General features: G+C 71.4%; 17 protein-coding genes and 1 riboswitch. Of the genes, 10 read left to right on the top strand and 7 right to left on the bottom strand.

Annotation, left to right across the window (positions count from 1 at the left end; all coding sequences use genetic code 11):
* Window positions 1-6: 6 nt before the first annotated feature.
* The 7 genes from KIK06_RS28605 to KIK06_RS28635 form a co-directional block, all read right to left on the bottom strand.
* The gene (locus tag KIK06_RS28605; RefSeq protein WP_268645759.1) at window positions 7-1,824 is read right to left on the bottom strand and encodes an AfsR/SARP family transcriptional regulator; all 1,818 of its coding nucleotides are present in this window, start codon (window positions 1,822-1,824) and stop codon (window positions 7-9) included.
* Between the two features lie 150 nt (window positions 1,825-1,974).
* Window positions 1,975-2,562 (bottom strand): hypothetical protein, encoded by a 588-nt coding sequence (locus tag KIK06_RS28610; RefSeq protein ID WP_268645760.1) that lies wholly within the window; start codon window positions 2,560-2,562, stop codon window positions 1,975-1,977.
* 118 nt (window positions 2,563-2,680) lie between these two features.
* Window positions 2,681-4,828 (bottom strand): 1,4-alpha-glucan branching protein GlgB, encoded by a 2,148-nt coding sequence (glgB, locus tag KIK06_RS28615; protein ID WP_442789837.1) that lies wholly within the window; start codon window positions 4,826-4,828, stop codon window positions 2,681-2,683.
* Between the two features lie 279 nt (window positions 4,829-5,107).
* The gene (locus KIK06_RS28620; RefSeq protein ID WP_268645761.1) at window positions 5,108-6,517 is read right to left on the bottom strand and encodes a maltokinase N-terminal cap-like domain-containing protein; all 1,410 of its coding nucleotides are present in this window, start codon (window positions 6,515-6,517) and stop codon (window positions 5,108-5,110) included.
* Window position 6,518: 1 nt separating this feature from the next.
* Window positions 6,519-8,567, bottom strand: a complete 2,049-nt coding sequence (gene treS, locus KIK06_RS28625) for a maltose alpha-D-glucosyltransferase (protein WP_268645762.1) — start codon at window positions 8,565-8,567, stop codon at window positions 6,519-6,521.
* Window positions 8,568-8,662: 95 nt separating this feature from the next.
* Window positions 8,663-10,630, bottom strand: coding sequence for an alpha-1,4-glucan--maltose-1-phosphate maltosyltransferase (locus KIK06_RS28630; RefSeq protein WP_268645763.1), 1,968 nt, complete (start codon window positions 10,628-10,630; stop codon window positions 8,663-8,665).
* Between the two features lie 236 nt (window positions 10,631-10,866).
* Window positions 10,867-11,061, bottom strand: a complete 195-nt coding sequence (locus KIK06_RS28635; protein WP_268645764.1) for a hypothetical protein — start codon at window positions 11,059-11,061, stop codon at window positions 10,867-10,869.
* A gap of 318 nt (window positions 11,062-11,379) precedes the next feature.
* Here KIK06_RS28635 and KIK06_RS28640 point away from each other — a divergent pair, with 318 nt between their 5' ends.
* The 10 genes from KIK06_RS28640 (at window position 11,380) to ligD (ending at window position 24,326) form a co-directional block, all read left to right on the top strand.
* Window positions 11,380-13,917 carry a transglycosylase domain-containing protein gene (locus KIK06_RS28640; RefSeq protein ID WP_268645765.1) on the top strand — a complete coding sequence of 846 codons (2,538 nt, stop codon included), beginning with the start codon at window positions 11,380-11,382 and terminating at the stop codon, window positions 13,915-13,917.
* Between the two features lie 212 nt (window positions 13,918-14,129).
* A riboswitch (TPP riboswitch) is annotated at window positions 14,130-14,238 on the top strand.
* A 105-nt stretch (window positions 14,239-14,343) separates the two neighbouring features.
* The gene (locus KIK06_RS28645; RefSeq protein ID WP_017598244.1) at window positions 14,344-14,955 is read left to right on the top strand and encodes an ECF transporter S component; all 612 of its coding nucleotides are present in this window, start codon (window positions 14,344-14,346) and stop codon (window positions 14,953-14,955) included.
* A 5-nt stretch (window positions 14,956-14,960) separates the two neighbouring features.
* Window positions 14,961-16,529 (top strand): ABC transporter ATP-binding protein, encoded by a 1,569-nt coding sequence (locus KIK06_RS28650; RefSeq protein ID WP_268645766.1) that lies wholly within the window; start codon window positions 14,961-14,963, stop codon window positions 16,527-16,529.
* A gap of 47 nt (window positions 16,530-16,576) precedes the next feature.
* Window positions 16,577-17,326: an energy-coupling factor transporter transmembrane component T family protein gene (locus tag KIK06_RS28655; RefSeq protein WP_268646250.1), complete on the top strand. Its 750-nt coding sequence runs from the start codon at window positions 16,577-16,579 to the stop codon at window positions 17,324-17,326.
* Window positions 17,327-17,387: 61 nt separating this feature from the next.
* Entirely contained in the window at window positions 17,388-18,188 is an 801-nt protein-coding gene (locus KIK06_RS28660) for an enoyl-CoA hydratase/isomerase family protein (RefSeq protein WP_268645767.1), read from the top strand.
* Between the two features lie 298 nt (window positions 18,189-18,486).
* Window positions 18,487-20,739: a protein kinase domain-containing protein gene (locus tag KIK06_RS28665; RefSeq protein ID WP_268645768.1), complete on the top strand. Its 2,253-nt coding sequence runs from the start codon at window positions 18,487-18,489 to the stop codon at window positions 20,737-20,739.
* Window positions 20,740-21,173: 434 nt separating this feature from the next.
* A complete protein-coding gene (locus KIK06_RS28670) occupies window positions 21,174-21,953 on the top strand; it encodes an electron transfer flavoprotein subunit beta/FixA family protein (protein ID WP_193789749.1) in 780 nt (259 codons plus the stop codon).
* 33 nt (window positions 21,954-21,986) lie between these two features.
* On the top strand, window positions 21,987-22,931 hold the full coding sequence (locus KIK06_RS28675) for an electron transfer flavoprotein subunit alpha/FixB family protein (RefSeq protein WP_017598250.1): 945 nt from the start codon (window positions 21,987-21,989) through the stop codon (window positions 22,929-22,931).
* A gap of 185 nt (window positions 22,932-23,116) precedes the next feature.
* Complete coding sequence (locus KIK06_RS28680; RefSeq protein WP_268645769.1) at window positions 23,117-23,386, top strand: hypothetical protein; 270 nt, start codon at window positions 23,117-23,119, stop codon at window positions 23,384-23,386.
* 70 nt (window positions 23,387-23,456) lie between these two features.
* Window positions 23,457-24,326, top strand: coding sequence for a non-homologous end-joining DNA ligase (gene ligD, locus KIK06_RS28685; RefSeq protein ID WP_268645770.1), 870 nt, complete (start codon window positions 23,457-23,459; stop codon window positions 24,324-24,326).
* The last annotated feature ends 30 nt before the right edge of the window (window positions 24,327-24,356 follow it).

A 24,356-nucleotide genomic window follows, 5' to 3' on the forward strand; every position in this document is an offset into this window, starting at 1 on the left:
GATGCTTCACGTGGGGGCTGTGCAGCAGGCGTCCGTCGAGGGCGTCCACCCCGCTCGCGAAGCGCCGCCCCGGGCGGTGGCTCCCTCCGCCCGGCGGTCCTCGTTCAGGAGCGTCAGGAGCAGGCGGGGACAGCGGAAGGTCGCGCCGTCGTCGGTGTCGAGCAGGTGGAGTGACGTGAGGTGGTCGAGCAGGTCCTCGGTCTCCCGGAGGGGCATCCCGGCCAGTTCGGCCACCTCCTCCGCACCGAAACCCCGGGGACCCAGGGTCGAGACCGCGCGTAGGACACCCGCCTCGGTGTCCGTGGTCGGGGTGAGGGCGGATTGCAAGGACGCGCGTACCGAGAGCGCGCCGAACCGGAGCTCGTCCAGCAGGTTCCGCTCGTCCGCGAGCCGGTCGCGCAGCCACCGCAGGGGCCGGTGGCCGGCGGCGGCGAGCCGGGCTCCGACGGTCCGGAGAGCGAGCGGCAGTCCCTCGCACAGGTGGGCGAGGGCTTCGGCCTCCTCGGGTTCGGCCTCCACCCGCCGGGTGCCGATGCTCTCGGCGAGTAAGGAGTGGGAGTCGGACGGGGACAGCGCCCCCAGGGGGAGGCGGACGGCACCCGAGAGTTCCGCCAGGGCGACGCGGCTGGTGATGATCATGCCGTTGCCCGGACCGGACGGGAGCAGCGGTTCCACCCGATCGGCGGACGGGACACCGTCGAGGACGATGAGGACCCGGCGGTCGGCCGTGGCCCGTTGGAAGGACTCGACCAGTCGGTGGGGCTCGCGGGGGACGTCGTCCTCGGGGACGTCGAGGGAGCGGAGGAAACAGGAGAGGACGGAGGCGGGGGGCGGATCCCCGCCCAGGTCGGCGTACAGCGTGCCGCCGGGGTAGGCGGGGGCGAGCTCGTGCGCGGCGGCCACGGCCAGGGCGGTCTTGCCGACGCCGGGACGTCCGGTGACGCACACGGCCTGGACCGCGTCGGAGGCGTCGGGGGTGAGCGCGTGCCGGATCGCGTCCAGCTCCGCCCCGCGCCCGATGAGGCGGCACGCCCCGCTGGGCAGCACCCGCGGCACGTGCCGGGGGCGGGAGCCCGGGCGGCCGGGCTCCGCGTCGTGTCGGGTGATGCGCTGGTGGAGTCGCCGAAGGTCGGGGCCCAGGGGGTGACCGAGGACGTCCTCGAAGGTCTTGAGGCCGTCGTGGTAGACGTCGATGGCCTCGGCGCGCCGACCGGAGCGGTGGAGGGCGAGCATGAGTTGGCCGCGCAGACGTTCGTTGAGGGGATCCTCCCGGACGAGGGGGCTGAGCTCCACCGCGAGCGCGTCGTGCCAGCCGAGCTCCAACTCGACGTCGACGCGTTCCATGACCGCGGTGTCGCGCAGGCCGCTGAGGCGGAGGGCCTCGGCCTCCAGGGTGCCGGTCCGCACGTCCGCCAGCGCGTGGGGGCCGCGCCACAGCCGGTCCGCCTGGCGGTAGAGACTGGCCGCCAGGTGGGGTTCCCCGCGACCGGCGGCGGCGCGTGCCTCCGCCAGACGTCGTTCGAACGTCCAGGCGTCCACGTCCACGGACTCGACCCGCACCGTGTACCCGGTGTCGGCGGTCTCGATGACGTCACCGAGTTTGGACAGACGCCGTCGGAGCCCGCTCACCAGGATCTGGATCTGTTTGCGTGCCGTGCCCACGGGCATCTCGCCCCACACCTCGTCCACGAGGGTGTCGACCGGGACGACCCGTCCGGCGTTGACCAACAGCACTGCGAGGACGACGGCTGAATTGCCCTGGGGGATCTTGATCCATGTGTCGGGGTCCTCATAGCCGAGGGGACCCAGGATCACGAAGGGCACATCAGCCTCCCACGAGTAGCCAGAGAACGACGCAAGTTACTTAATGTCGTCATACGTTCACTATGGGAATGGTATTGGGTGCCAACATCGGTGTCCATTTTCCCCATGGCCACATCGGGCCAACGGCCCACGGGTGCGGTGTCGTCCCAGCTAGCGGCTCGCGGCCTTCGCCCGGGACCGTGCGGCCAGGCCGACGACGACCGCGCAGGCGAGGAGGACGAAGGTCGTGTTCTCGGCCGCCGAGATACCGCTTCGCCACGACTCGAGGGGGCGCCGTGCCAGTTCCGCCACGACCACCAGGGCCAGCACCAGCGCTGTGACCGGCCGGCGCCGGGACAGGAAACCGGTGGTACCGGCGATCACGCCGCCGGCCACCGCGATGGCGAGCGTCAGCCACAGCGTCGCACTGGCCATCGGCGGTGCGGGCCCGACACCGGACGCCACGTCCGCGTGCAGCCATGTGTGCACGTCGTGGGTGACGAACGCGGTCGCCATGAAGACCGCTCCCCACGTGTTCGCCCGGCCGACTGAGACGGACTCCAGCCGACCGAGCGCGAACGGAACCCAGAACCAGGCCACCAGGCTGTTGGCCACCCCGCCCGCGTACTGGGCGGTCGCGCTCCACACCGTGTGGTCGACCAGGCCGTCGGGCGCGACCCTGTTGCTGGTCGCGGACAGGAAGCCCACGAGGAGGCCGCTCAGGACCGTGACCGCGAGTGGGACCGCTCGTTCACGCATGGGCTCCCTGTCTTCGTTGGACTCGACCGTGACGGGTGGTGTCGGGGCGCCCCTCCCCGCACGGTTCCGGCGCCGGGGGCACCCCTCGCCCCCGGCGCCGACCGACGGGCCGCCCCGGTTACCGCTGGGGCTCGAACCACACCGCGCCGAGTGGCGGCAGCGTCACCTCCGCCGAGAACGGCTGGCCGTGCCACTCCCGCTCCTCGGCGGTGACGTGGGTCGCAGCGGGGTACCCGGAACCACCGAACCTCGGATCGTCGGAGTTGAGCACGCAGTTCCACCGTCCTTCGACCGGCAGACCCGCCCGCCATCCCGGGCGGGGCACCGGCGAGAAGTTCACCGCGCAGGCCAGCACCGACCCGTCCTCGCCGTACCGCAGGTACGACAGCGTGTTTCCCTCGCGGTCACCGCCGTCCAGCCACCGGAACCCCGCCGGATCGGTGTCCAGCGACCACAGGGCCGACCGCGGCCGGTAGGCGTCGTTGAGCGCCCTGACCAACCGCTGCACCCCCGCGTGGTGGTCGAACTGGAGCAGCCACCACGGCACCCCGGACTCGTGCGACCACTCGTCCCCCTGGGCGAGCTCCCCGCCCATGAACAGCAGCTGCTTGCCCGGGTGCGACCACATGTACCCCAGCAGCGCGCGCACGGTCGCCGTCCGCTGCCACTCGTCTCCCGGAACCTTGTTGAGCAGGGACTGCTTGCCGTGTACGACCTCGTCGTGCGACAGCGGGAGCACGTAGTTCTCGCTGTAGGCGTACACCATCGAGAACGTGACCTCGTCGTGGTGGTACTGCCGGTGGACCGGTTCCTTCTTGACGTACTCCAGGGTGTCGTGCATCCACCCCATGTTCCACTTGAGTCCGAAGCCGAGCCCCCCGTGGTCCACCGGCCGGGTCACGCCCGGGTAGGCCGTCGACTCCTCCGCGATCATCATCGCGCCCGGGTTGCGGCGGTAGACGGTCGTGTTCAGCTCCTTGAGGAAGTCGATCGCCTCCAGGTTCTCCCTCCCGCCGAACACGTTGGGCTCCCACTGGCCGGAGTCGCGTGAGTAGTCCAGGTAGATCATCGACGCCACAGCGTCCACCCGCAGTCCGTCGACGTGGAACTCCTCCAACCAGTACAGGGCGTTGGCGATGAGGAAGTTGCGCACCTCCGTGCGCCCGTAGTTGAAGATCAGCGTCCCCCAGTCGGGGTGCTCCCCCCGGCGCGGGTCCGGGTGCTCGTACAGCGCGCTGCCGTCGAACCGCACCAGCGCCCACTCGTCCCTGGGGAAGTGCGCGGGGACCCAGTCCAACAGCACGCCCACCCCGGCCCGGTGCAGCGCGTCCACCAGGTACCGGAACTCGTCCGGTGACCCGAAGCGCGGCGTGGGCGCGTAGTAGGAGGTCACCTGGTACCCCCAGGACCCGTCGAACGGGTACCCGGCGACCGGCATGAACTCCACATGCGTGAAGCCCAGTTCGGTGACGTACTCGACCAGTTGCTCCGCCAGTTCGACATAGCCCAGACCCGGCCGCCACGACCCCAGGTGCACCTCGTACACGCTCATCGGAGCGCGGTGCGGCTCCACGCCCTTGCGTTCGGCCATCCACGTCTGGTCGCCCCACTCGTGGGCGGAGGCGGTCACGATCGACGCCGTCGACGGCGGCAGCTCGGTCCGGCGCGCCATCGGATCGGCCTTGTCCCGCCAGTGCCCGTCGGCCCCCAGCACCTGGAACTTGTACAGGTCTCCGTCGCCCATCCCGGGCACGAACAGCTCCCAGACGCCGCTGGCCCCCAGACTCCGCATGGGGTGACCGACACCGTTCCAATGGTTGACGTCCCCGGTCAGGCGGACCCCGCGCGCGTCCGGGGCCCACACCGCGAACCCGGTGCCGGGCACTTCGCCCATGGGGGTGTCGATCGTGCGGACGTGGGCGCCCAACGCGCGCCACAACTCCTCGTGCCGTCCCTCGCCGATCAGGTGGAGGTCGAGGTCGCCCAGGGTGGGGGTGAAGCGGTAGGGGTCGGCGGTCACGTGTTCGGGGCCGTCGGTCTCGTAGCGGGCGGCGATCCGGTAGTCGGCCGGGGAACCCAGAGCGGTTTTCGTCACCCGTCCCGCGAACACGCCCCGGTGCAGGTGGTCGAGGGCGACCCGGGTGCCGTCGGACAGGACGGCGTGCACTTCCAGCGCGCCCGGGCGCAGAGCCCGTACGACCGTGGTCCGGCCCGTGGTGTGCACCCCCAGCAGGGAGTGCGGGTCGTGGTGGTGTCCGTCCACCACCCGGTCCAGGGCCGCCAGGAGCTCCGGGTCGGGCGTCGCGGTACGTGCCCGACGGGCGGTCGTGGGGCGTCGGCGGGGCGCGGCCGAGGCGGCGGTGGTCGGTCGGGTGCGCGGACGCGGTTCCCTGCGGGACGTGGTCAAGACGGCTCCGTCGTGGTCGTGGTGGTCGGTCGGATGAGTGGCACCGCACGGGGCCGCCACCCCGGCGCGCGGGATGACGGCCGGTCACCGTGCGGGCGCGGCCCCCTCGGTGCGATCCCGAACGGGCCGGGGCCCGGATCAGCCGGGCACGGGTGGCGCCGCGGCCGCCGTGGCGGTGGAGACGGCCGCGGCGATGGAGTCGAGCGGTACCCGCAGCCAGTCGGGTCGGTTCCGCGCCTCGTACAGCACTTCGTACACGGCCTTGTCGAACTCGAAGGCCCGCAGTGTCGTGAGGTACTGGTCCGGGTCGAGGCCGCCCGTGTCGGCGTACCCCGCGCAGAACGCGGCCCTGTTGTTCCGGGCCCAGGAGCGGGCCGCCCACTCCAGTCCGGGGTCGTCCGGGTGCCGGACCAGCAGGTAGCCGGCGGCGTAGTCGAAGGAGCGGAGCATCCCGGCCACGTCCCGTAGGGGACTGGTCAGCCTCTGCCGCTCCCTCACGGGCACCGTCGGCTCGCCCTCGAAGTCGAGCAGCACCCATTCGGACGCCGTGCGGATCACCTGTCCCAGGTGGTAGTCGCCGTGGATGCGCTGGATCGGCAGCGGCTCACCCAACTGGGCGAACTCGGTGTAGGCCGCCATCACCCGGGGCGCGTACTCCGCCAGCTCCGGTACCTCTTCGCTGGCCATGGCCAGGCGCTCGACCATCGCCTCGGCGAGTTCGGCCGCCGCGTTCGGGGACAGCACGTCCGTGGGCAGAGCCCGTGCCAGGGAGCCGTGCACCTCGGCCGTGGTCCGGCCCAACCGCTCGGCCTCCGCGGTGAACGCGTCCTCACCGTCGGTTCGGGCCCCGTCCATCAGCGCCCGGACGCTCCTGGTGGCCAGAACCCAGCCGTCCGTGGCCTGCGGGACGTAGGACTGGAGCATCGCCAGGGTGGTGGGCTCCTGGTACCCGGGCAGGTCCGCCTCGATCCACCCGCACGTACGCGCGACGCACGGTGAGCCGGTCAGCGCCATGGTCAGCTCCAGGTCCGGGTTGCGCCCCGGCCAGAGCCTGCGGAAGGTCTTCAGGACGTAGTCCTCCCCGAAGACCAGGGACGTGTTGGACTGCTCGCCGGTGAGGACCCGGCCGTGCGAGCCGACTCGGATCGGGGCCCCGGGAAGGGTCCGGAACCGGACCCCGCTGGTGTCCCCGGGCCCGGTCGGGGCGGCGAACCGTTCGAGTAGGGCGGCGGTCAGCTCACCGTCGTGCGAGGCGTCGTAGACCGCGCGCGGACGGCCGCCTCCCACACGGCACACGCCGATGGTCTCGGCGGCCAGCTCCCCGGGGAGGGAGCGGGGCGACCGTGACCCCAGCAGCATCTGGTATCGGGAACGGCGGCCGCGTTGTTCGGCCTCGACGACGACGATGTCCAGGCCGGGCCCGTCACCGCGAGCGGGCACCAGGGTGTGCCTGCCCGTGACACGCAGGTCGTGGATGGGAACGCCCTTGCCGGAGAACCAACGTTGTCGGGGCAGCCAGGCGGCCAGGAGTTCTTCGAGTTTCGACATGTCAGCTCGGCCTGTTTCCCTTCCCGCCGCCACCCCGGTCAGAGCGCTCCACCACCGGTTTCGGGGAACCCGGTGCGGGGGCGGTGGCCCACGCGGGAGCGTCGGCCGGGCCCTCGTGGGATGCGGAGGCACGACCCGTCGGAGTGCTGGGCGTCGTGGTGACTGTGGTGTGGCGCTCCGCCGCGCGGGCCCGGTCGGTGCCCGTGCGCCCGGTCGGAACGCCGTCGGTGGCCCGAACCCGGATTCCGGCCGCGGGCAGGCCGTAGGACGGCACGCCGTCGTGATCGCCCCCGTTCGCCTCCGACGAGGTCTCGGCGGGCAGCTGGAACCAGTAGAAACCGTGTCCGGGCAGGGTGAGCAGGTACGGGAGTTCGCCGATCTCCGGGAACCGCACGCCGCCGACGCACTCCACGGGACCGACCCCGGCGTACCGGGCCAGGTCCAGCTCCACCGGCTGCGGGAACCGGGAGAGGTTGTTGACGCACAGCATGCGGTCATCGCCGTGCTCGCGGATGAACGCCAGGACGCTCGGGTTGGTGGCGTTGAGCTCGGTGAACGCCCCGGTTCCGAACACGGGGTGGCGTTTGCGGATCTGGATCATCCGGCGGGTCCAGTGCAGCAACGAACCCGGGTTGTCGCGCTGGGACTCCACGTTGAGCGCCTGGTACCCGTAGACCGGGTCCATGATCAGCGGCAGGTAGAGCCGGGCGGGGTCGCCCCGGGAGAACCCGGCGTTGCGGTCCGAGCTCCACTGCATGGGCGTGCGTACCGCGTCGCGGTCGCCGAGCCAGATGTTGTCACCCATACCGATCTCATCGCCGTAGTACAGCACCGGGGAGCCGGGCAGCGAGAGCAGCAGCGCGGTGAACAGTTCGATCTGGTCGCGGTCGTTGTCCAGCAGCGGGGCGAGCCGCCTGCGGATCCCCACGTTGGCGCGCATGCGGGGTTCCTTGGCGTACTCGGAGTACATGTAGTCGCGTTCCTCGTCGGTGACCATCTCCAGGGTCAGCTCGTCGTGGTTGCGCAGGAAGATCGCCCACTGGCAGTCGCGCGGGATCGGCGGGGTCTGGGCGAGGATCTCCGAGATCGGGAAGCGCTGCTCCTGGCGCACCGCCATGAACATCCGCGGCATGAGCGGGAAGTGGAAGTTCATGTGGCACTCGTCGCCGCCGGACTCGAAGTCGCCGAAGTAGTCGACGACGTCGGACGGCCACTGGTTGGCCTCGCTCAGCAGCACGCGGTCGGGGTAGAGGCGGTCCACCTCGGCGCGTACCCGCTTGAGGAACTCGTGGGTCTCCTTGAGGTTCTCGCAGTTGGTGCCCTCGCGTTCGTACAGGTAGGGCACCGCGTCCAGGCGGAAGCCGTCGATGCCCAGGTCGAGCCAGTAGCGCAGGACCTCCAGGATCGCCTCCTGGACGGCCGGGTTCTCGAAGTTGAGGTCGGGCTGGTGGGAGAAGAACCGGTGCCAGTAGTACTGGCCGCGGACCTCGTCGTAGGTCCAGTTGGACGTCTCGGTGTCGACGAAGATGATGCGCGCCTCGTCGTAGCGGTCGTCGGTGTCCGACCACACGTAGAAGTCGCCGTAGGGTCCGTCGGGGTCGGTACGGGAGGCCTGGAACCACGGGTGCTGGTCGCTGGTGTGGTTCATGACCAGGTCGGTGATGACGCGGATGCCGCGCCGGTGCGCCTCGTCGAGGAGCTCCACGAAGTCGGCGGTCCGGCCGAACTCCGGGAGGATCGTGAAGTAGTCCGAGATGTCGTATCCGCCGTCGCGCAGCGGTGACTGGTACATCGGCAGCAGCCAGACGCAGTCGATGCCGAGCCACTGGAGGTAGTCCAGCTTCTGTACCAGTCCGGCGAGATCGCCGGTGCCGTCGCCGTTGGAGTCGAAGAAGCCGCGGGCGAGTACCTCGTAGAAGACGGCGTGTTTGTACCAGTGGGGGTCACTGGTACCGCCGGAGGACATGAGCGGGCCGGTGGCGGCCCCGGTGGCTGGGGCGAGCGGACCGTGCTGGGCGTCGCCGCCGGGTCCGGAATCGTCTGTGCTCATCAACTGCTCCCCACCAAGAAAGGTTCGACATCGGATCAACGGGCGTTCCGGACCGGGGGCCGGCGCGGCGGCCGACCCCCCTGCGTCCGGGGCCGCTATCTGCCGGTGGTGGTGAAGACGTGCGCGGGGGCGATCGCCGGGTCGAGGCGGACGTAGTTGTCCGCGCCCCAGGTGTGGGTGCGTCCGGACAGCGCGTCGGTCACCGTGAGTTCCTCCTCCCAGGTGCGGCCGATGGACGGCAGATCCAGGTGCACCGTCGCCTCGCGGGTGTGGTGCGGGTCGAGGTTGACGACCGTGATGACCAGGTCGTCGGGGTCTCCGGGGCGCTCACCGGGGCGGTGCTTGGAGAAGCAGAGCAGTTCGGGGCGGTCGACGTGGTGGAAGCGCAGGTTGCGCAGTTCGCGCAGCGCCGGGTGCTCGCGGCGGAGACGGTTGAGCGTGGTGATCAGCCCGGTCAGGGTGGTGCCGGAGGCCTCCGCGGCGGCCCAGTCACGGGGGCGGTACTGGTACTTCTCCGAATCCAGGTACTCCTCGCTGCCGGGCGCGGCGGGCACGTTCTCGCACAGTTCGAACCCGGAGTAGATCCCCCAGGTCGGTGAGAGCAGTGACGCCAGGACCGCGCGGACGGCGAAGGCGGGCCGCCCGCCGTGCTGGAGGTAGGCGTGCAGGATGTCGGGCGTGTTGGCGAAGAGGTTGGGGCGCAGGTAGTGGGCGGTCTCCTGGCTGAGTTCGGTGAGGTAGTCCTGGACCTCCTCTTTGCCGTTGCGCCAGGTGAAGTAGGTGTAGGACTGGTGGAAGCCCACCTTGGCCAGGGTCCGGAGCATGGCCGGGCGGGTGAAGGCCTCGGCCAGGAAGAGGACGTCGGGGTGCTCCCGGGCGACGTCCGCGAGCAGGCGCTCCCAGAAGGCGACCGGCTTCGTGTGCGGGTTGTCGACCCGGAAGATGCGCACGCCGTGGCCGATCCAGTGCCGTACGACCCGCAGGATCTCGGTGTACAGGCCGTCGGGGTCGGTGTCGAAGCAGAGCGGGTAGATGTCCTGGTACTTCTTGGGCGGGTTCTCGGCGTGGGCGATGGAGCCGTCGGCGCGGTGGGTGAACCACTCGGGGTGCTCGGCGACCCACGGGTGGTCGGGCGAGCACTGCAACGCCAGGTCCAGGGCGATCTCCATGCCGTGCTCGGCCGCCTCCGCGACGAACGCGTCGAAGTCGTCGAGGGTGCCCAGGTCCGGATGGACGGCGTCGTGGCCGCCGTCGGCCGAACCGATGGCCCAGACCGAACCGGGCTCGCCGGGCGCCGCGCTCAGGGAGTTGTTCGCGCCTTTGCGGTGGGTGGCGCCCACCGGGTGGATCGGCGGGAGGTAGACCACGTCGAAGCCCATGTCGGCGATCGCGGGCAGCCGCTTGGCGGCGCTGGCGAAGCTGCCGGAGCGTTCGTGGCCGGGGGCGGTGTCGACCTGTGCGCCCTCGGACCTGGGGAAGAACTCGTACCAGGAGCCGAAGAGCGCGCGTTCGCGGTGCACGACGACCCGGGTGCGCTTGGAACGGGTGACGAGTTCGCGGATGGGGTGGTCGGCCATCCAGGCGAGGATCTCGGGGGTCACGGCGGCGAAGCGTTCCAGGGGAGGGAGCGCGGTGTCGCGCAGGATCTTCGCGGCCCTGGTCAGCGTGGGTTTGCGGGGGACGCGGCGGCCGGCCCGGGAGAGGAGGCGCGCGCCCTCCTCCAACACGAGGTCGCTGTCCTGTCCCAGGGGGAGCTTGATCCGGGCGGTCCGGTGCCAGGTCGTGAAGGGGTCGGTCCACGCCTCGACGGAGAAGGCCCAGGCGCCCTCGCCGGGCAGGCTGATCTCGGCCTCGTGGCGGTCGGTGCCGGGGGCGTGTTCGCGCATGGGAACGAGCGCCTCGCGGCGGCCCTCGGGCGAGTACAGGACGACGCCCGCGGCGAGTGAGTCGTGGCCCTCGCGGATGATCGTCGCGCCCACGGTGAAGCGTTCGTCGGGAACGGCTTTCACGGGTCCGAGATCGTTGTCTGGAGAGATGTCAAGTATGGGCAGGCGTCCGATCACTGGCTACACCGTAATTGTCGTGGTTCGGGCGTTGTGGGCTGTGGGCGGCTGGGTCACGGATGGAAATAACGTGCAGTTAATACGAAGAAAGGCAGGGTTAACGAAGAGGCCGGGCAAAACTGTCCGGATTGCGGCTTCGGTGCCCTCCGCTGTCTATCGTCTGCCCTCCTGTGGGGTTTGGCGGAGTGTCGGGGCCGGATAATTTATGTGATCCTCATCACACTGGTCGGGCGACCTCATGCCTGGTATTTGGCGGGTTTCACCTGGGTAAACTTCGCAAACGGTGCATAGGTCAACAGTCGATGCAGGGGCATCCGTGGGTAGTTCGCGCGGTTCTCTGGAGAAAAGTCGGAAAACTCCACGGTCGTGTTGCGCTCCGTGTCGCGCTGGGTAGGGATGATCGAATGCGTCCCTGGTTCGCTGGGCTGCATTCCGGACATCCCCAGGAGTCCGGCGCGTCCCCCTGAAAACGTGCACATCGGATTCGGCTCGGCAGGGTTCCGGGGTCTCCCGTCGTGTGATTTCTCTTGATGTCGAGCCTTTTCCGTGTGCGCTTCCGGGGTGTTTTGGGGCTTTGCGGTGAGGTGTCGTTAATGGTCGATCTGAGGGCTTTGCCATAGATTGGGGAATCTTTTCGGAGGCACGCCCGGTATGCCGGTCCTCCCTTTGCCCGCCCCTTGGGAGGGTGGTCGGCGCAGTGCCCGTCACCCGCCGAGCGGGGCGGGCGCCACACGGTGTGAGGGGGCGACGTGACGGGGTCGATCCGGAGGGGAGCACCAAGCCTCGGGGGAACGCGTGCCCTCGCGCGGCTGGCCGGGGTCGCGGTGCTGGCCGGTCTGTTGGTGGCGGCGCTGCTCCTGCCATGGGTCGGGGCGGCGGGGGTCGTCAGCCGCGACACCGCCACACTCTTCATGGCGATGCCCGACGAACTGGAGGTGCCCCGCCTGTCGGAGCGGGTCGTGCTCACCGACACCGACGGTCGGCCGTTCGCCGAGATCGCCGAACGCGAACGCGAGGTGGTCCCCCTCGACGAGATCAGCCCGTGGGTCCCCGCGGCGCTGCTGGCGGTCGAGGACGACCGTTTCCACGAGCACCACGGCTTCGACCCGCGCGGTGTCCTGCGCGCGGCCGCGCTCACCGCCATGGGCCACACGCAGGGCGGCTCCACCATCACGCAGCAGTACGTGAAGAACCTGCTCATCGAGACGGCGGAGAGCGAGGAGGAAGCCGCGCGGGCGAGCGAGCGCAGCCTCGCGCGCAAGCTGGTCGAGCTCCGGTACGCGGTCGGCCTGGAGCGGCGGCTGACCAAGGACGAGATCCTGGAGGGCTACCTCAACCTCGCCTACTTCGGCGCGGGCGCGCACGGGATCGAGATGGGCGCGCTGCGGTACTTCTCCGTGCCCGCCGCCGACCTCGACCCGGCGCAGGCCGCACTGCTGGTCGGGTTGGTGCGGGCACCCTCCTACTACGATCCGCTGACCAACCCCGAGGCCGCCCGGGGCCGGCGCGACCTCGTCCTGGGACGGATGGCGGCCGTGGGTTCGCTGAGCCGGGAGGAGGCCGACCGGTACGCGGCCGAGGACCTCGGACTGGACCCGACGCCGCGTGGCGGGAGCTGCTACCACAGCGAGTACCCGTTCTTCTGCGACTACGTCATGCGCTGGCTGCGGCGCACGGACGTCCTGGGCGACACCGAGGAGGAACGCCTGCGGGTGCTGCGTCAGGGCGGGCTGACCGTCCGGACCACTCTGGACGCGGACATGCAGGAGGCGGCGGGGGAGGCGGTCGTCCGGCACGTGCCGGACGACGGTTCGACGCGCTTCGCCGCCCAGGCGCTCGTCGAACCCGGCACCGGACGGGTGCGCGCGCTCGCCCAGAACCTGCGGTACGGCTTCGACGAGAACGATCCGGGGACGACCGCCATCAACCTCGCGGTCGACCGCCGCGACGGCGGGACCACCGGATACCAGGCGGGGTCGACGTTCAAGACGTTCACCCTCGCCGCCGCGCTCGACGCAGGGCTGGACTATGGGACCAGTTTTCGGTCGCCCGGAAATAAGACGATCACTGGCCTGAGGAACTGTGACGGCGGCCGGATGGAACCGTGGAGTGTGCGCAACGCGGGGGAGAGCAGCTCAGGCACGCACACCATGGTCACCGCGACCCGGGGGTCGGTGAACACCTACTTCGCGCAGCTCCAACGCCGGGTGGGTCTGTGCGAGACGGCGACGATGGCGGAGCGGGCGGGCGTCCACCGCGCCGACGGCCAGCCGCTCGGAGTGTGGAGCTCGTTCACCCTGGGGGACCAGGAGGTCTCCCCGCTGACCCTGGCCGCCGCCTACGCCACGTTCGCCGCCCGGGGCGTGCACTGCGTTCCGGTGCCGGTCGACACCGTGGTCATCGACCGGCCGGGTACGGGGGACGACGAGGAGATCCCGGTCGAGGCCGAGTGCGAGCGCGCGGTCGACCAGCGGGTGGCCGACGGGGTGAACCACCTCCTCCAGGAGCCGTTCAACGGGGGGACCGCGAGCGGTCTCGGTATCGGGCGCCCGGCGGCGGGCAAGACGGGGACGACCGACGAGGCCGCCTACGCGTGGTTCGCCGGGTACACGCCGAACCTGGCCGCGGCGGTGGCGGTCGGCGACGTGCGGGGCGGTGAGCGCCACCCGCTCCAGAACGTGACCATCGGGGGCCGGTACTACGGGATCGTCTACGGCGGGACCGTGCCCGGGCCGATCTGGCGGGACACGATGAGCGGGGCCACGGCGTCGCTCCCGGCGGAGGGGTTCGCGGGCCCGCCCGAGGCGTTCGGTGACCCGGACGCCGAGTCGTCCGACGACGGGGGCGACGGTGGTGCGGGGCCCGCCGAGGGGAGCGAGGTCGCCGACGATGGCAGGGCTCCCGGGGATGCTGATCTCCAGGGGAGCGCTGGTGGCGCTGAGCCCCAGGAGAGCGTTGGAAACGCTGAGCCCCCGGAAAGTGCTGGTGGTGCTGATCCCTCGGAGAGCGTTGGAAACGCTGACATCCCGGAGGGCACTGGTGGCGCTGAGTTCCAGGAGGGTGCTGGTGGTGCTGATCCCTCGGAGGGCACTGGGGAGGGCGAGGACGCCGAGGACAGCGGGGAAACGGGAGACGCCGGGGGAGCCGAGACGTCCGAGGACGGTCAGGGTGGCACCGGGGACGCCACCGAAGCGGGAGACGAGGACGCCCCGGAGGACGCCGGTGGTCTCGGTGGTGCCGGGGAAGCCGAGGGCGACACGGGGAGCGGGGGATCCGCGGGCGGTTGAGGCCTGGGACGGCTGTGAGGTCCGTGCCCGCGGTGTTCCCGGACACGTGGCGCACCGGGCGCGGCACGGGTGCCCGAGGACGCGGGAACGCGGTGGCGACCGGGGGTCGGGGCGTTCACCTGACGCGGCGGGTGCTCCCCGGTGCGGGAGGGCCGGCGGTACGCGCGGGGTGGTGCGTGTCACTACCAGGCAGTATGTGCCGCATAATGGTGCATAACCGACAGGGGAGCGCATGAGCGCTGAGAGTGCGGCACCGTCGCCGCAGACCCTTACACACCTGATCTGGGTAGTGCCAGCGAAGGAAGTCGTAGGAACCGTCACCGGTGGCGTGTCTCCCGCGCACCGGCTACGTCTGACGGTGCGCGCCGCACGACCACCGGGACGCTCTTGGCCGCATGCCCCTCGTCACCCGACGAAGGGACAGGAATGAGCACCGACACCGGCGCGACCGGGTACAAGGAGAACATCGTCGGCGGGATCCGCGGCTGGCGGACGGTCGACATCGTGGTCGCGGCCGTCATCGGCGTCGCGATCGGCGTCGTCTTCTGGCTGTGGAACATCGTGTGGACGGTCACGACCCCGCTGTTCGTGGGCTTCCCGCCCGGGCAGGCGGTCGTCTACGGCATGTGGCTGATCTCCGGCGTCCTGGGCGGCCTCATCATCCGCAGGCCCGGCGCCGCCCTCCTCACCTCGATCGCCGCGGCCTCCGTCTCGGCCGTGCTGGGCACCCAGTGGGGGATCATGGTCATCCTCGACGGCGCCCTCCAGGGCATCCTGCCCGAACTGGTCTTCCTGGCCTTCGGCTACCGCCGTTGGGGCATGGGCGTGGCCGTGCTCGCCGCCGCCGTCGCCGGGATCTCCCCCGCCATCCGCGACAACATCACCTACAACGTCGCCTGGCCGATCGAGTTCAAGCTCGCCTACGGCGCCATCGTCATCGTCAGCGCCGCCGTCATCGCCGGTGTCGGCGCCCGACTGATCACCACCGCGCTCGCCAGGACCGGCGCGCTGGCCCCCTTCCCGTCGGCCAAGGGCTGACCGGGATGGGTGAGCGCCTCCGCCCCGGCGGAGGGCCCGGCGCGCGCGTCGAGCTCTCCGGCTGGGGCTGGCAGCACTCCGGACGCGACACCCACGCCCTGCGCGGTGTCGACCTGACCATCGAACCCGGTGAACGCGTCCTCCTGCTCGGCGCCTCCGGCGCGGGCAAGTCGACCCTGCTGCACTCCCTCGCCGGGCTGACCGGACCCGACAGTGCCATCAGCGGCGACCAGGAGGGCGCCCTCCTGGTGGACGGTGAGCCCGCCGACCGGCGTCGCGGCCTGGTCGGACTGGTCAGCCAGGACCCCGAGACCCAGCTGGTGATGGCGCGGGCCGGGGACGACGTCGCCTTCGGCCTGGAGAACCTCGGCACGGAGCCCGGCCTGATCTGGCCGCGCGTCGACGGCGCCCTCGCCGAGGTCGGCTTCCCGTACGGGCGCCGCCACTCGACCGGCGCCCTGTCCGGAGGCGAGAAGCAGCGCCTGGTCATCGCCGGGGCCCTGGCCGTGCGCCCGCGTCTGCTGCTCCTGGACGAGCCCACCGCCAACCTCGACCCCGACGGCGCCGCACTGGTCCGCGGTGTCCTCCAGCGGCTCCTGGCCGAGACCGAGGCGACGCTCGTCCTGGTCGAGCACCGGGTGGCCGACGTCGTGGACCTGGTGGACCGGGTCGTCGTCCTGGAACCGGGCGGCGGGGTGATCGCGGACGGCGCGCCCGGAGCGGTCTTCGCCGAGCACGGCCGTTCCCTGGCCGCCCAGGGTGTGTGGATCCCCGGGCGCGAACCCGAACCGGACGTGTCCCCGGGGGCCGGGGGCTCCCCCCTCCTGGAGGCGGTCGGCGTCGCCGCGCGCACCCCCGTCGAGTTGGGGGCGCGGTCGGCGTCGCCGCGCACGGTGCTGTCGGGGGTCGATCTGCCCGTGGCGGCCGGGACCGCCACCGCGTTGACCGGGCCCAACGGGGCGGGCAAGTCGACTCTGCTGATGATGCTCGCGGGACTGGGCAGGCCGTACCGCGGCGAGGTGCTCCCGCGCGGGCCGTTGGCCGAGGCCGACCGGCGCCCGCTGCGGCGCTGGCCCGCCCGCCGCCTGGCCCGGCACGTGGGTACGGTCTTCCAGCACGCCGAGGACCAGTTCGTCACGCCCACGGTCCGCGAGGAGCTGCTGTTCGCTCCGCTGCGGGCGGGCATGGAGCGGGGCGCGGCCGACGCGTGGGTCGACGAGCTGCTGGAACGGCTGCGCCTGACCAGGCTCGCCGACGTGCACCCCTACACGCTCTCCGGAGGTGAGAAGCGCCGCCTGTCGGTGGCCACCGCGCTCAGTTCCGGGCCCGCGCACGCCCCGGACGTCCTGGCCCTGGACGAACCGACCTTCGGCCAGGACACCCGGACGTGGACGGAGCTGGTGGAGCTGTTGGGGGTCCTGCGAACCGAGGGGCGGGCCGTGGTCATGGCCACCCACGACGAACTGCTGCTGCGGCACCTGACCGACACGCGCGTGCGCGTGTCCGACGGAGGAGCGCGGGCCGAGTCCGGGTCACGGAGCGGCACCGACCGGGAGGAAGGGGGGAGCGCGTGAGCTCCGGACGGGAGGCGCGCCCCCCGGGCGACGGGGGCGGCGACGCGATGACCCTGGACGTGCCCGAAGGGGGCGGCGCCCGGTACTGGATGACGGGGCTCAACCCGGCGGCCAAACTCCTGGCCGCCCTGATCCTCGCTCTGGGGCTGGTGCCCGCGGTGGACGCGGTCACCGGAGGCGTGGTGCTGGCCGCCGTGCTGCTGTCGGTGCCCTTCAGCGGGATCGACCGCAGGACGCTCCTCGTCCTGGGCGGCCCCTTCCTCCTCATGGGCCTGTCCAGCGGGCTGGTCAACTACCTGTACGGCGAGCACGGACTGGAGGGGGCGGTGGGCGCCGCCGTCCGGCTGCTGGCGATCGCCCTGCCGGGGCTGCTGGCCGCCGTCAGCAGCGACCCCACCGAGATGTCGGACGGACTCGTCCAGAAGCTGCGCCTGCCGGAGCGGCCCGCGATGGGCGTGCTGGCGGCTCTGCGGCTCATCCCGCTGCTCGCCCACCAGTGGCGCACCATCACCCTCGCGCGGCGGGCGCGCGGGTTGGAGGCCGGGCGCAACCCGCTCCGGGTGGTCCCGCTGTTCTTCGGGCGGTTGTTCGCGCTGCTGGTGCGCTCGATCCGCACCGGGACGCTGCTGGCCACCGCCATGGACGCGCGTGCGTTCGGCACCGGTCCCCGTTCCTGGGCCCGGACCAGCCACTGGCGCCGCGCGGACACGGCGCTGCTGGTGGCCGCGGTCGCGTTGCTCGTGGCGGCCTACACGGTCTCCGGGAGTCTGGGGACCCTGGTGCTGCTCTTCGCCTGACCCGGGTGATAGGTAGTCCAAGTAACTGCTAGTCCGAAGACACTGTCGTCGAACGAATGAGGTGGAACCCGTGGGCGAGTTCGTGCGCGTGGAGACCGACAAGGAGCACCCCGCGGTCGCCGTGATCCGGGTGGACCGGCCCAAGGCGCTCAACGCGCTGAACGCACAGGTGACCAGGGAGATCACGGAGGCGGCGGCCGAGGTGTCGACGGACGCCGCCGTGCGCTCCGTGGTGCTCTACGGCGGGGAGCGCGCGTTCGTGGCCGGTGCCGACATCAAGGAGATGGCGCATCTCACCCACGCCCAGATGCTGGAGTACTCGCGCGGCCTCCAGAACGCCCTGACGGCCGTGGCCCGCATCCCCAAGCCGGTCGTGGCGGCCGTGAGCGGTTACGCGCTCGGCGGCGGCTGTGAGCTCGCGCTGGCCGCCGACTTCCGGGTCGCCGGGACCAAGGCGAAGCTGGGCCTGCCCGAGATCACCCTCGGCGTCATCCCGGGGGCGGGCGGCACCCAGCGCCTGCCGCGCCTGATCGGCCCGGCCAAGGCCAAGGACCTCATCTTCACCGGCCGCCACGTGCCGGCCGGGGAGGCCCTGGAGATCGGGCTGGTGGACGAGGTCGTCGCGGACGAGGAGGTCTACTCCGCGGCCGTGGCGAAGGTCGCCAGGTTCGGCGAGGGCCCGGCGGTGGCGCTGGCCGCCGCCAAGGAGACCGTCGACCGGGGTCTGGAGACCGACCTGGACAGCGGTCTGGAGATCGAGCGCCTGCACTTCGCCGGGCTGTTCGCGACCGAGGACCAGAAGACCGGTATGCGCAGCTTCATCGAGCAGGGGCCGGGCAAGGCCGAGTTCTCGGGGCGCTGACGGCGCGTACGCACCCGCGCACCCGGTGCGGGGGCGGCGGCACCGGAGCGCGTCCGGTGCCGCCGCCCCGCCTGGGACCAGGGATCGGACGGGAACCGATCGCGCCGATCTTCCGTCATACTCGTGGTGGTCCCCTCCGACGACGGGCCGAGGGGCGGATCGCCGGAGCCCCCACACCCTGGCGGTAGCGAAGAAACCACACGGACCCTGGACGGGTCCACGAGCCAACGACGACCCATCCCCCCGACCGATAGGCTGGACGAGGCGGAATGCGGTCTTTTGAGGGGATGAGTTCTCGATGGCAATGTCGGCAGGTTTCCCCACGGGTGAGGAGCTGCCGGAGCGCATCGGCCACTACGTGATCCGTCGCCGCATCGGGCAGGGCGGCATGGGCGTGGTGTACCAGGCCGAGGACCCCCGGACCGAGCAGTTCGTCGCGGTGAAGGTCCTCAAGCCCGAGGTCGCGGGCGACCACATCGCCCGCGCCCGCCTCGCGCGCGAGGTCGAGACGATGCGCCGGGTGCAAAGCCCCAACGTGGCGGAGGTCATCGACGCGGACACCCAGGCCGAGCTGCCGTGGGTCGTCACCGAGTACATCCCCGGCCCCACGCTGGACGCGACGGTCACCGACCACGGTCCGCTGCGCGGCCGGGCGCTGACGCGCTTCGTCACCGGGCTCGCCCGGGCGATCAAGGACATCCACGCCGTGGACGTGATCCACCGGGACCTCAAGCCCGGCAACGTGATCATCTCCAACGGCGAGCCGATCGTCATCGACTTCGGTATCGCACACGCGGTCGACGGCGCCAAGTTGACCCAGACCGGCACCTTCGTCGGCACGCCCAGCTACCTGTCGCCCGAGGTCATCGAGGGAACCGACCTGGGGCCGGCCACCGACGTCCACGCCTGGGGCGGAACGGTCGCCTTCGCGTGTACGGGACGCCCGCCCTACGGCGCGGGGTCCTTCGAGGTCATCTTCTTCCGCATCCTCAACGGCGAGATCGACATGGACGGGACTCACGAGGCGCTGCGACCGCTGGTCACCGCCGCCGTCTCCCGCGACATGGCCCGCCGTCCCAGCGCGGCGGAGCTGGTCGAGCGGGCCGGGCAGCTCAACCTGGACCTGCCCTGGACCGAGGACACGGGTACCGGATCCACCGGTCTGACCGGTAACCACACCGTGTACAACGCGCCCGTGGACGACCCCGGGGGCTCGGGCGGCGCGGCCGGTGCGGCGGGTGCCGCGGCCGGGGGAGCCGCGGACTACCTCGCCCACCGCGCCGCCCAGGGCGACGGGGGGTGGAGCCCCTCGCACACCGCCGGCGGCCCGACGCAGCCGCCGACCGAGGGTTCCTGGACGGAGCCCGTCGAGCCCGGGCGCGGCGGCGACGCGGACGACCGGCACCGGGACGGGGAGGACGCCACGGACGACCTGTCCGGGCTGGCCTCGGCGGGCCGTGACTCCTACGAGGAGGCCGCGCACGCCTCCGGCGGGGTCCAGGGGACCCAGCGGCTCGACCCGTTCGGCTCCGAGGGGGCGGCCGACCCGGAGGGGACCCGGCGGATCCGGCCGGACGAGCGGCCCGACCACGGTGACGCGCAGGGGACGCAGATGCTCGACCCGGTGGCCGGGGACCCGCAGGGGACCATGATGATGCCCCCGCAGGACCAGCGGCCGGTCGAGCACCGCACGACGACCTATGAGGCGCCGGGGAACGACGCGCCGCAGACGCAGTTCTTCAACACGCCCCTGAGCAAGGGCGACTTCGGGGACATCCTGACACCGGTCGAGCGCGACGGGCGCTCCCACCGCCAGACGCAGGAGTTCGACGAGGACGACTACGGCGGCGACTACGAGGAGGGGCGCGGCGGTCTGCTGGGCCGTTTCCGGAGTGGCCGCAGCGACCGCCTGGGCGACTACTTCCGCGGCGGGGCTGACGAGTACGACGACGAGTACGAGGACGACTACGAGCACCCCGGGTGGCGGATGCACCCGCTGACGCTCATCCCGCTCATGGTGGCGCTGGCCGGGGTCGCGCTGTGGTTCCCGTGGTTCGGCTTCGGCCTCGGCGTGGTGGTGATCTCGGTCCTGTCGGCGCTGGACGTGGTCAAGGCCGAGCACGCGCGGCGCCTGCAGACACGGGGGCCCCGCGACTCCGACACCATGGTCGTGGCGCTGAGCTTCCCCTGGGCGCTCGGGCGGATGCTGGTGCGCACCCTCGGGTTCTGTCTGATCTACCTGATCGGCGGGATCCTGGTCGGACTGGTGTACGCGCAGTTCGTGGAGACCGGGGGCGAGGGGGCCAACTGGACCGGGGCCTTCGCGGTCTTCGTGATGGTGCTGCTGGGCTACATCATGCCGAGCGGCCGTTCCACCCGCCACCAGGCGGTGTGGCTGGCCCAGCGCGCGCGGTTCACCAACCTGTACCTCTACATCGGCGTGGTCGTCGCGATCGTCCTGCTGATGATGCTCATCCTGTCCATCGGTCTGACCGCCGCGCCGGACTGGACGCCCTTCGGCGGACCCTCGGACTGGTTCTCCGGTAACTGAGCCTCGGAGCGAGCACGCCCCGGTACGCCCTCCTCCCCGCCGGGGAGGAGGGCGCCGTCGTAGGGGCGGGGCGGTGTCGCCGGGACGCCGGTCACGGCGGCGCGCGGGCGCCCGCCTATGGTGGTGGAGGAGGAACGGGGAACCTGGCCGCACAGGTTCGTGGGGCCAGGTGGGGCCGTGGTTTCCCGGGACCCCGAGCTCCGCGCTCCCGAGCGGGTGAGGTATTCCTAAGTTGATCCGGGGGTCGCGGGTTGGTTGTGAAGCTACTAGCCAGTAACATCTGGGTATGGAGCATGCGGGACGGGGTTGACGTGAACTTCGGACCCGCCGTCGGATGACCGAACGGCATTCGGCATTGTTGGCAGTACGGGGCGCGCCAGCGTCCGCTCCGCCGCACGGCGGATCATGGAGTGCAGGGAGGTCGGCCACCGGCCATGAATATTGTCGTTTTGGTCAAGCAGGTCCCGGACACGGCGACCGAACGGAAGCTCAACGCCGATGACAAGACGCTCGACCGAGCAGCGTCCGACGGCGTCATCAACGAGCTCGACGAGTACGCCATCGAAGAGGCGCTCCTGCTCAAGGAGAAGCACGGCGGCGAGGTCACCATCCTGACGATGGGCCCCGACCAGGCCACGGACTCCATCCGCAAGGCCCTGTCCATGGGCGCGGACAAGGCCGTCTTCGTCAACGACGACGCCATCCACGGCTCGGACGCGCTCCAGACGGCCTACGCGCTCGCGCAGGCCCTGGGCACCATCGAGTACGACCTGGTCGTCCTCGGCTCCGAGTCCACCGACGCGCGCACCGGCGTCATCGGCGCCGCGCTCGCCGAGTACCTCGGCCTGCCGCAGCTCACGCTCGCGGGCAAGGTCGACGTCGACGGCGGCGCCATCAAGATCCAGCGTCAGACCGACTACGGCTACGACGTCGTCGAGGCCCAGCTCCCGGCGGTCGTCTCCGTGGTCGAGAAGATCAACGAGCCGCGCTACCCGTCCTTCAAGCTGATCATGCAGGCGAAGAAGAAGCCGGTCGACAAGAAGTCGGCCGCCGACGCGGGTATCGACACCGGCAAGGTCGGGCTGGCGAACGCCACCACCGAGACCGTCGACTTCGCCGCCGCGCCGCCGCGCGCCGCGGGCACGATCGTCAAGGACGAGGGCGACGGCGGTGCGAAGATCGCCGACTTCCTCGCCGAGAAGAAGTTCGTGTAGGTCAGGCGAGAGACTCAGGAAGGTTCAAGGATTATGGCTGAGGTCCTCGTCCTCGTCGACCACGTCGACGGACAGGTCAAGAAGGTCACCACCGAGCTGCTGACCGCGGCCCGCCGCATCGGCGAGCCCGCGGCGGTGTGGGTCGGTGACGGCGCCGAGTCGGGCAAGGCCACGCTGGCCGAGTTCGGCGCCGAGAAGGTGTACGTGGCTCCGGCCGAGCTGAACGACTACGTCGTCGCTCCCAAGGCCGAGCTGCTCGCCAAGCTGGCGCAGGAGAAGTCCGCCGCCGCGATCCTGGTCTCGGCCACCGCCGAGAACAAGGAGATCGCCGGTCGGACCGCCGTGAAGCTGGGTTCGGGCGTCCTCACCGACGTCGTGGACGTCAACGCGGAGCTGGTGGCCGAGCACAGCATCTTCGGTGGCGCCACGGTCACGCACGCCCGCGTGAGGACCGGCGTTCCCGTGATCGCGGTCCGCCCGAACTCCGTCCCGGCCGAGGCCGCCGCCGGCGCCGCCGCCGAGGAGGCGGTCTCCGTGGACGTCTCCGACGCCGCCAAGACCGCCAAGGTCGTCGAGCGCGTCGTGCAGGAGAAGGGCGCCCGCCCGGAGCTCACCGAGGCCGCCATCGTGGTCTCCGGTGGCCGCGGTGTGGGTTCGGACGACTTCTCCGTGGTGGAGAGCCTGGCCGACTCGCTCGGCGCCGCCGTGGGCGCCTCCCGCGCCGCCGTCGACTCGGGCTGGTACCCGAACCAGTTCCAGGTCGGTCAGACCGGTAAGACGGTCAGCCCGAACCTGTACATCGCGCTGGGCATCTCCGGTGCCATCCAGCACCGCGCCGGTATGCAGACCTCGAAGAACATCGTCGCGGTCAACAAGGACCCCGAGGCGCCGATCTTCGAGCTCGCCGACTTCGGTGTCGTGGGCGACCTGCACACGGTCGCCCCGGCGCTGACCGAGGAGATCAACAAGCGCAAGTAGTTCGCGCCCGGTTCCCGAACGCCCGGCTAGGGGGAGTGCCCCCGGCCGGGCGTCCGTGTGTTTGGAGACCCCTCGTGGGTCTGGAGGGGCGTGGAGCGACGGGGCCGTTCCGATGACGGGTGACGCGCCGTCGCACACGGGCGCGACGGTGGACGCTCCTTGACGACGGGGAAGGGAACGGTGGTTTGGGGCTGGGGCGGTGGCTCAGGGGCCGGTCCGGCGGGAGCGCGGAGTTCGACGGCCGTACGCCCGAGGAGTGGCGCGCGGAGGAGGAGCAGCGACTCCTGGCCGCGATGCGGCGCGAGTGCGACGGGGTCCGCGCGCGGTTTCGTGAACTGGTCCTCGGGATGCCGACCGACCGGCGGTCCGGGATACCCGCCGAGCCGCCGCGGTTCGCCAGCATCGGGGAGGGCCGGGCGTACACGGACTGGACGAGTGCCCCTTTCCAGGGGTGATCGGGCGGCGTTTCCGCTGTTCGCGGGCCGGGTACGCGAGGCGCATCGGCTCCGATCGGGGGGAGGGGCGATGGCGACCGAGGTACGCGCCGGGCGGCGCACCGTGGAGGTGGGCAGGCCGGACAAGGAGCTCTTCGGGAAGGGCGGCCCCACCAAGGAGGACCTGGCCGGGTACTACGCGCGCGTCGCTTCGCTGATGCTGCCGCTCGTACGCGGACGTCCGGTCGCGTTGGAGCGGTACCCGGACGGGATCGGCGAGGAGGGGTTCTTCGTCAAACATCCGAGCACGCCCGAGTGGGTGCGGACCGTGGAGGTCGACTCCGGCACGATGATGGTCTGCGACGACGCCGCCGCGCTGGTGTGGTGCGCCGACCAAGGGGCGATCACCCTCCACACGTGGTCGTCGCGAGAGCCGGACCTGGGGTACCCGGACCGGATGGTGCTCGACTTCGATCCGCCCGGGGACGGCGAGTCGGCCTTCGACGCGTGCCGGTCGGCCGCGTGGGACACGCGCGAGGTGATGGAGGACCTGGGCCTGGTCGCGTACGTGATGACGACGGGGTCCCGGGGCCTGCACATCCACTCGCCGCTGCGCCCGGAGGCCGACGACCAGGAGATCCGTGAGCTGGCGCGGGCGATCGCCGACCGGGTGGCCGAGCGTCGGCCGGACGAGCTGACGACGAAGGTGCGCAAGGACGCCCGCGAGGGGCGGTTGTTCGTCGATTTCCTGCGCAACGGCCGCGACCAGTTGGCGGTCGCCCCCTACTCGGTGCGGGCCAAACCGGGCGCGCCGGTCGCGACGCCCATCACCTGGGAGGAGCTGGACGGGCTGGTCTCGGCACGGGACTTCACCGTCGACCAGCGGCGCGAGGAGTGTCCGTTCGCGGGCATGTGGCGGCACGCGCGGTCTCCGAGGAAGGCGCTGCGGAGACTGGAGTGACGGGTGCGGGCGGAGCCGTCGCGCTCACTC

The organism is Nocardiopsis sp. EMB25 (genome assembly GCF_026797795.1).
GTDB classification, from domain to species: Bacteria; Actinomycetota; Actinomycetes; order Streptosporangiales; family Streptosporangiaceae; genus Nocardiopsis; species Nocardiopsis lucentensis.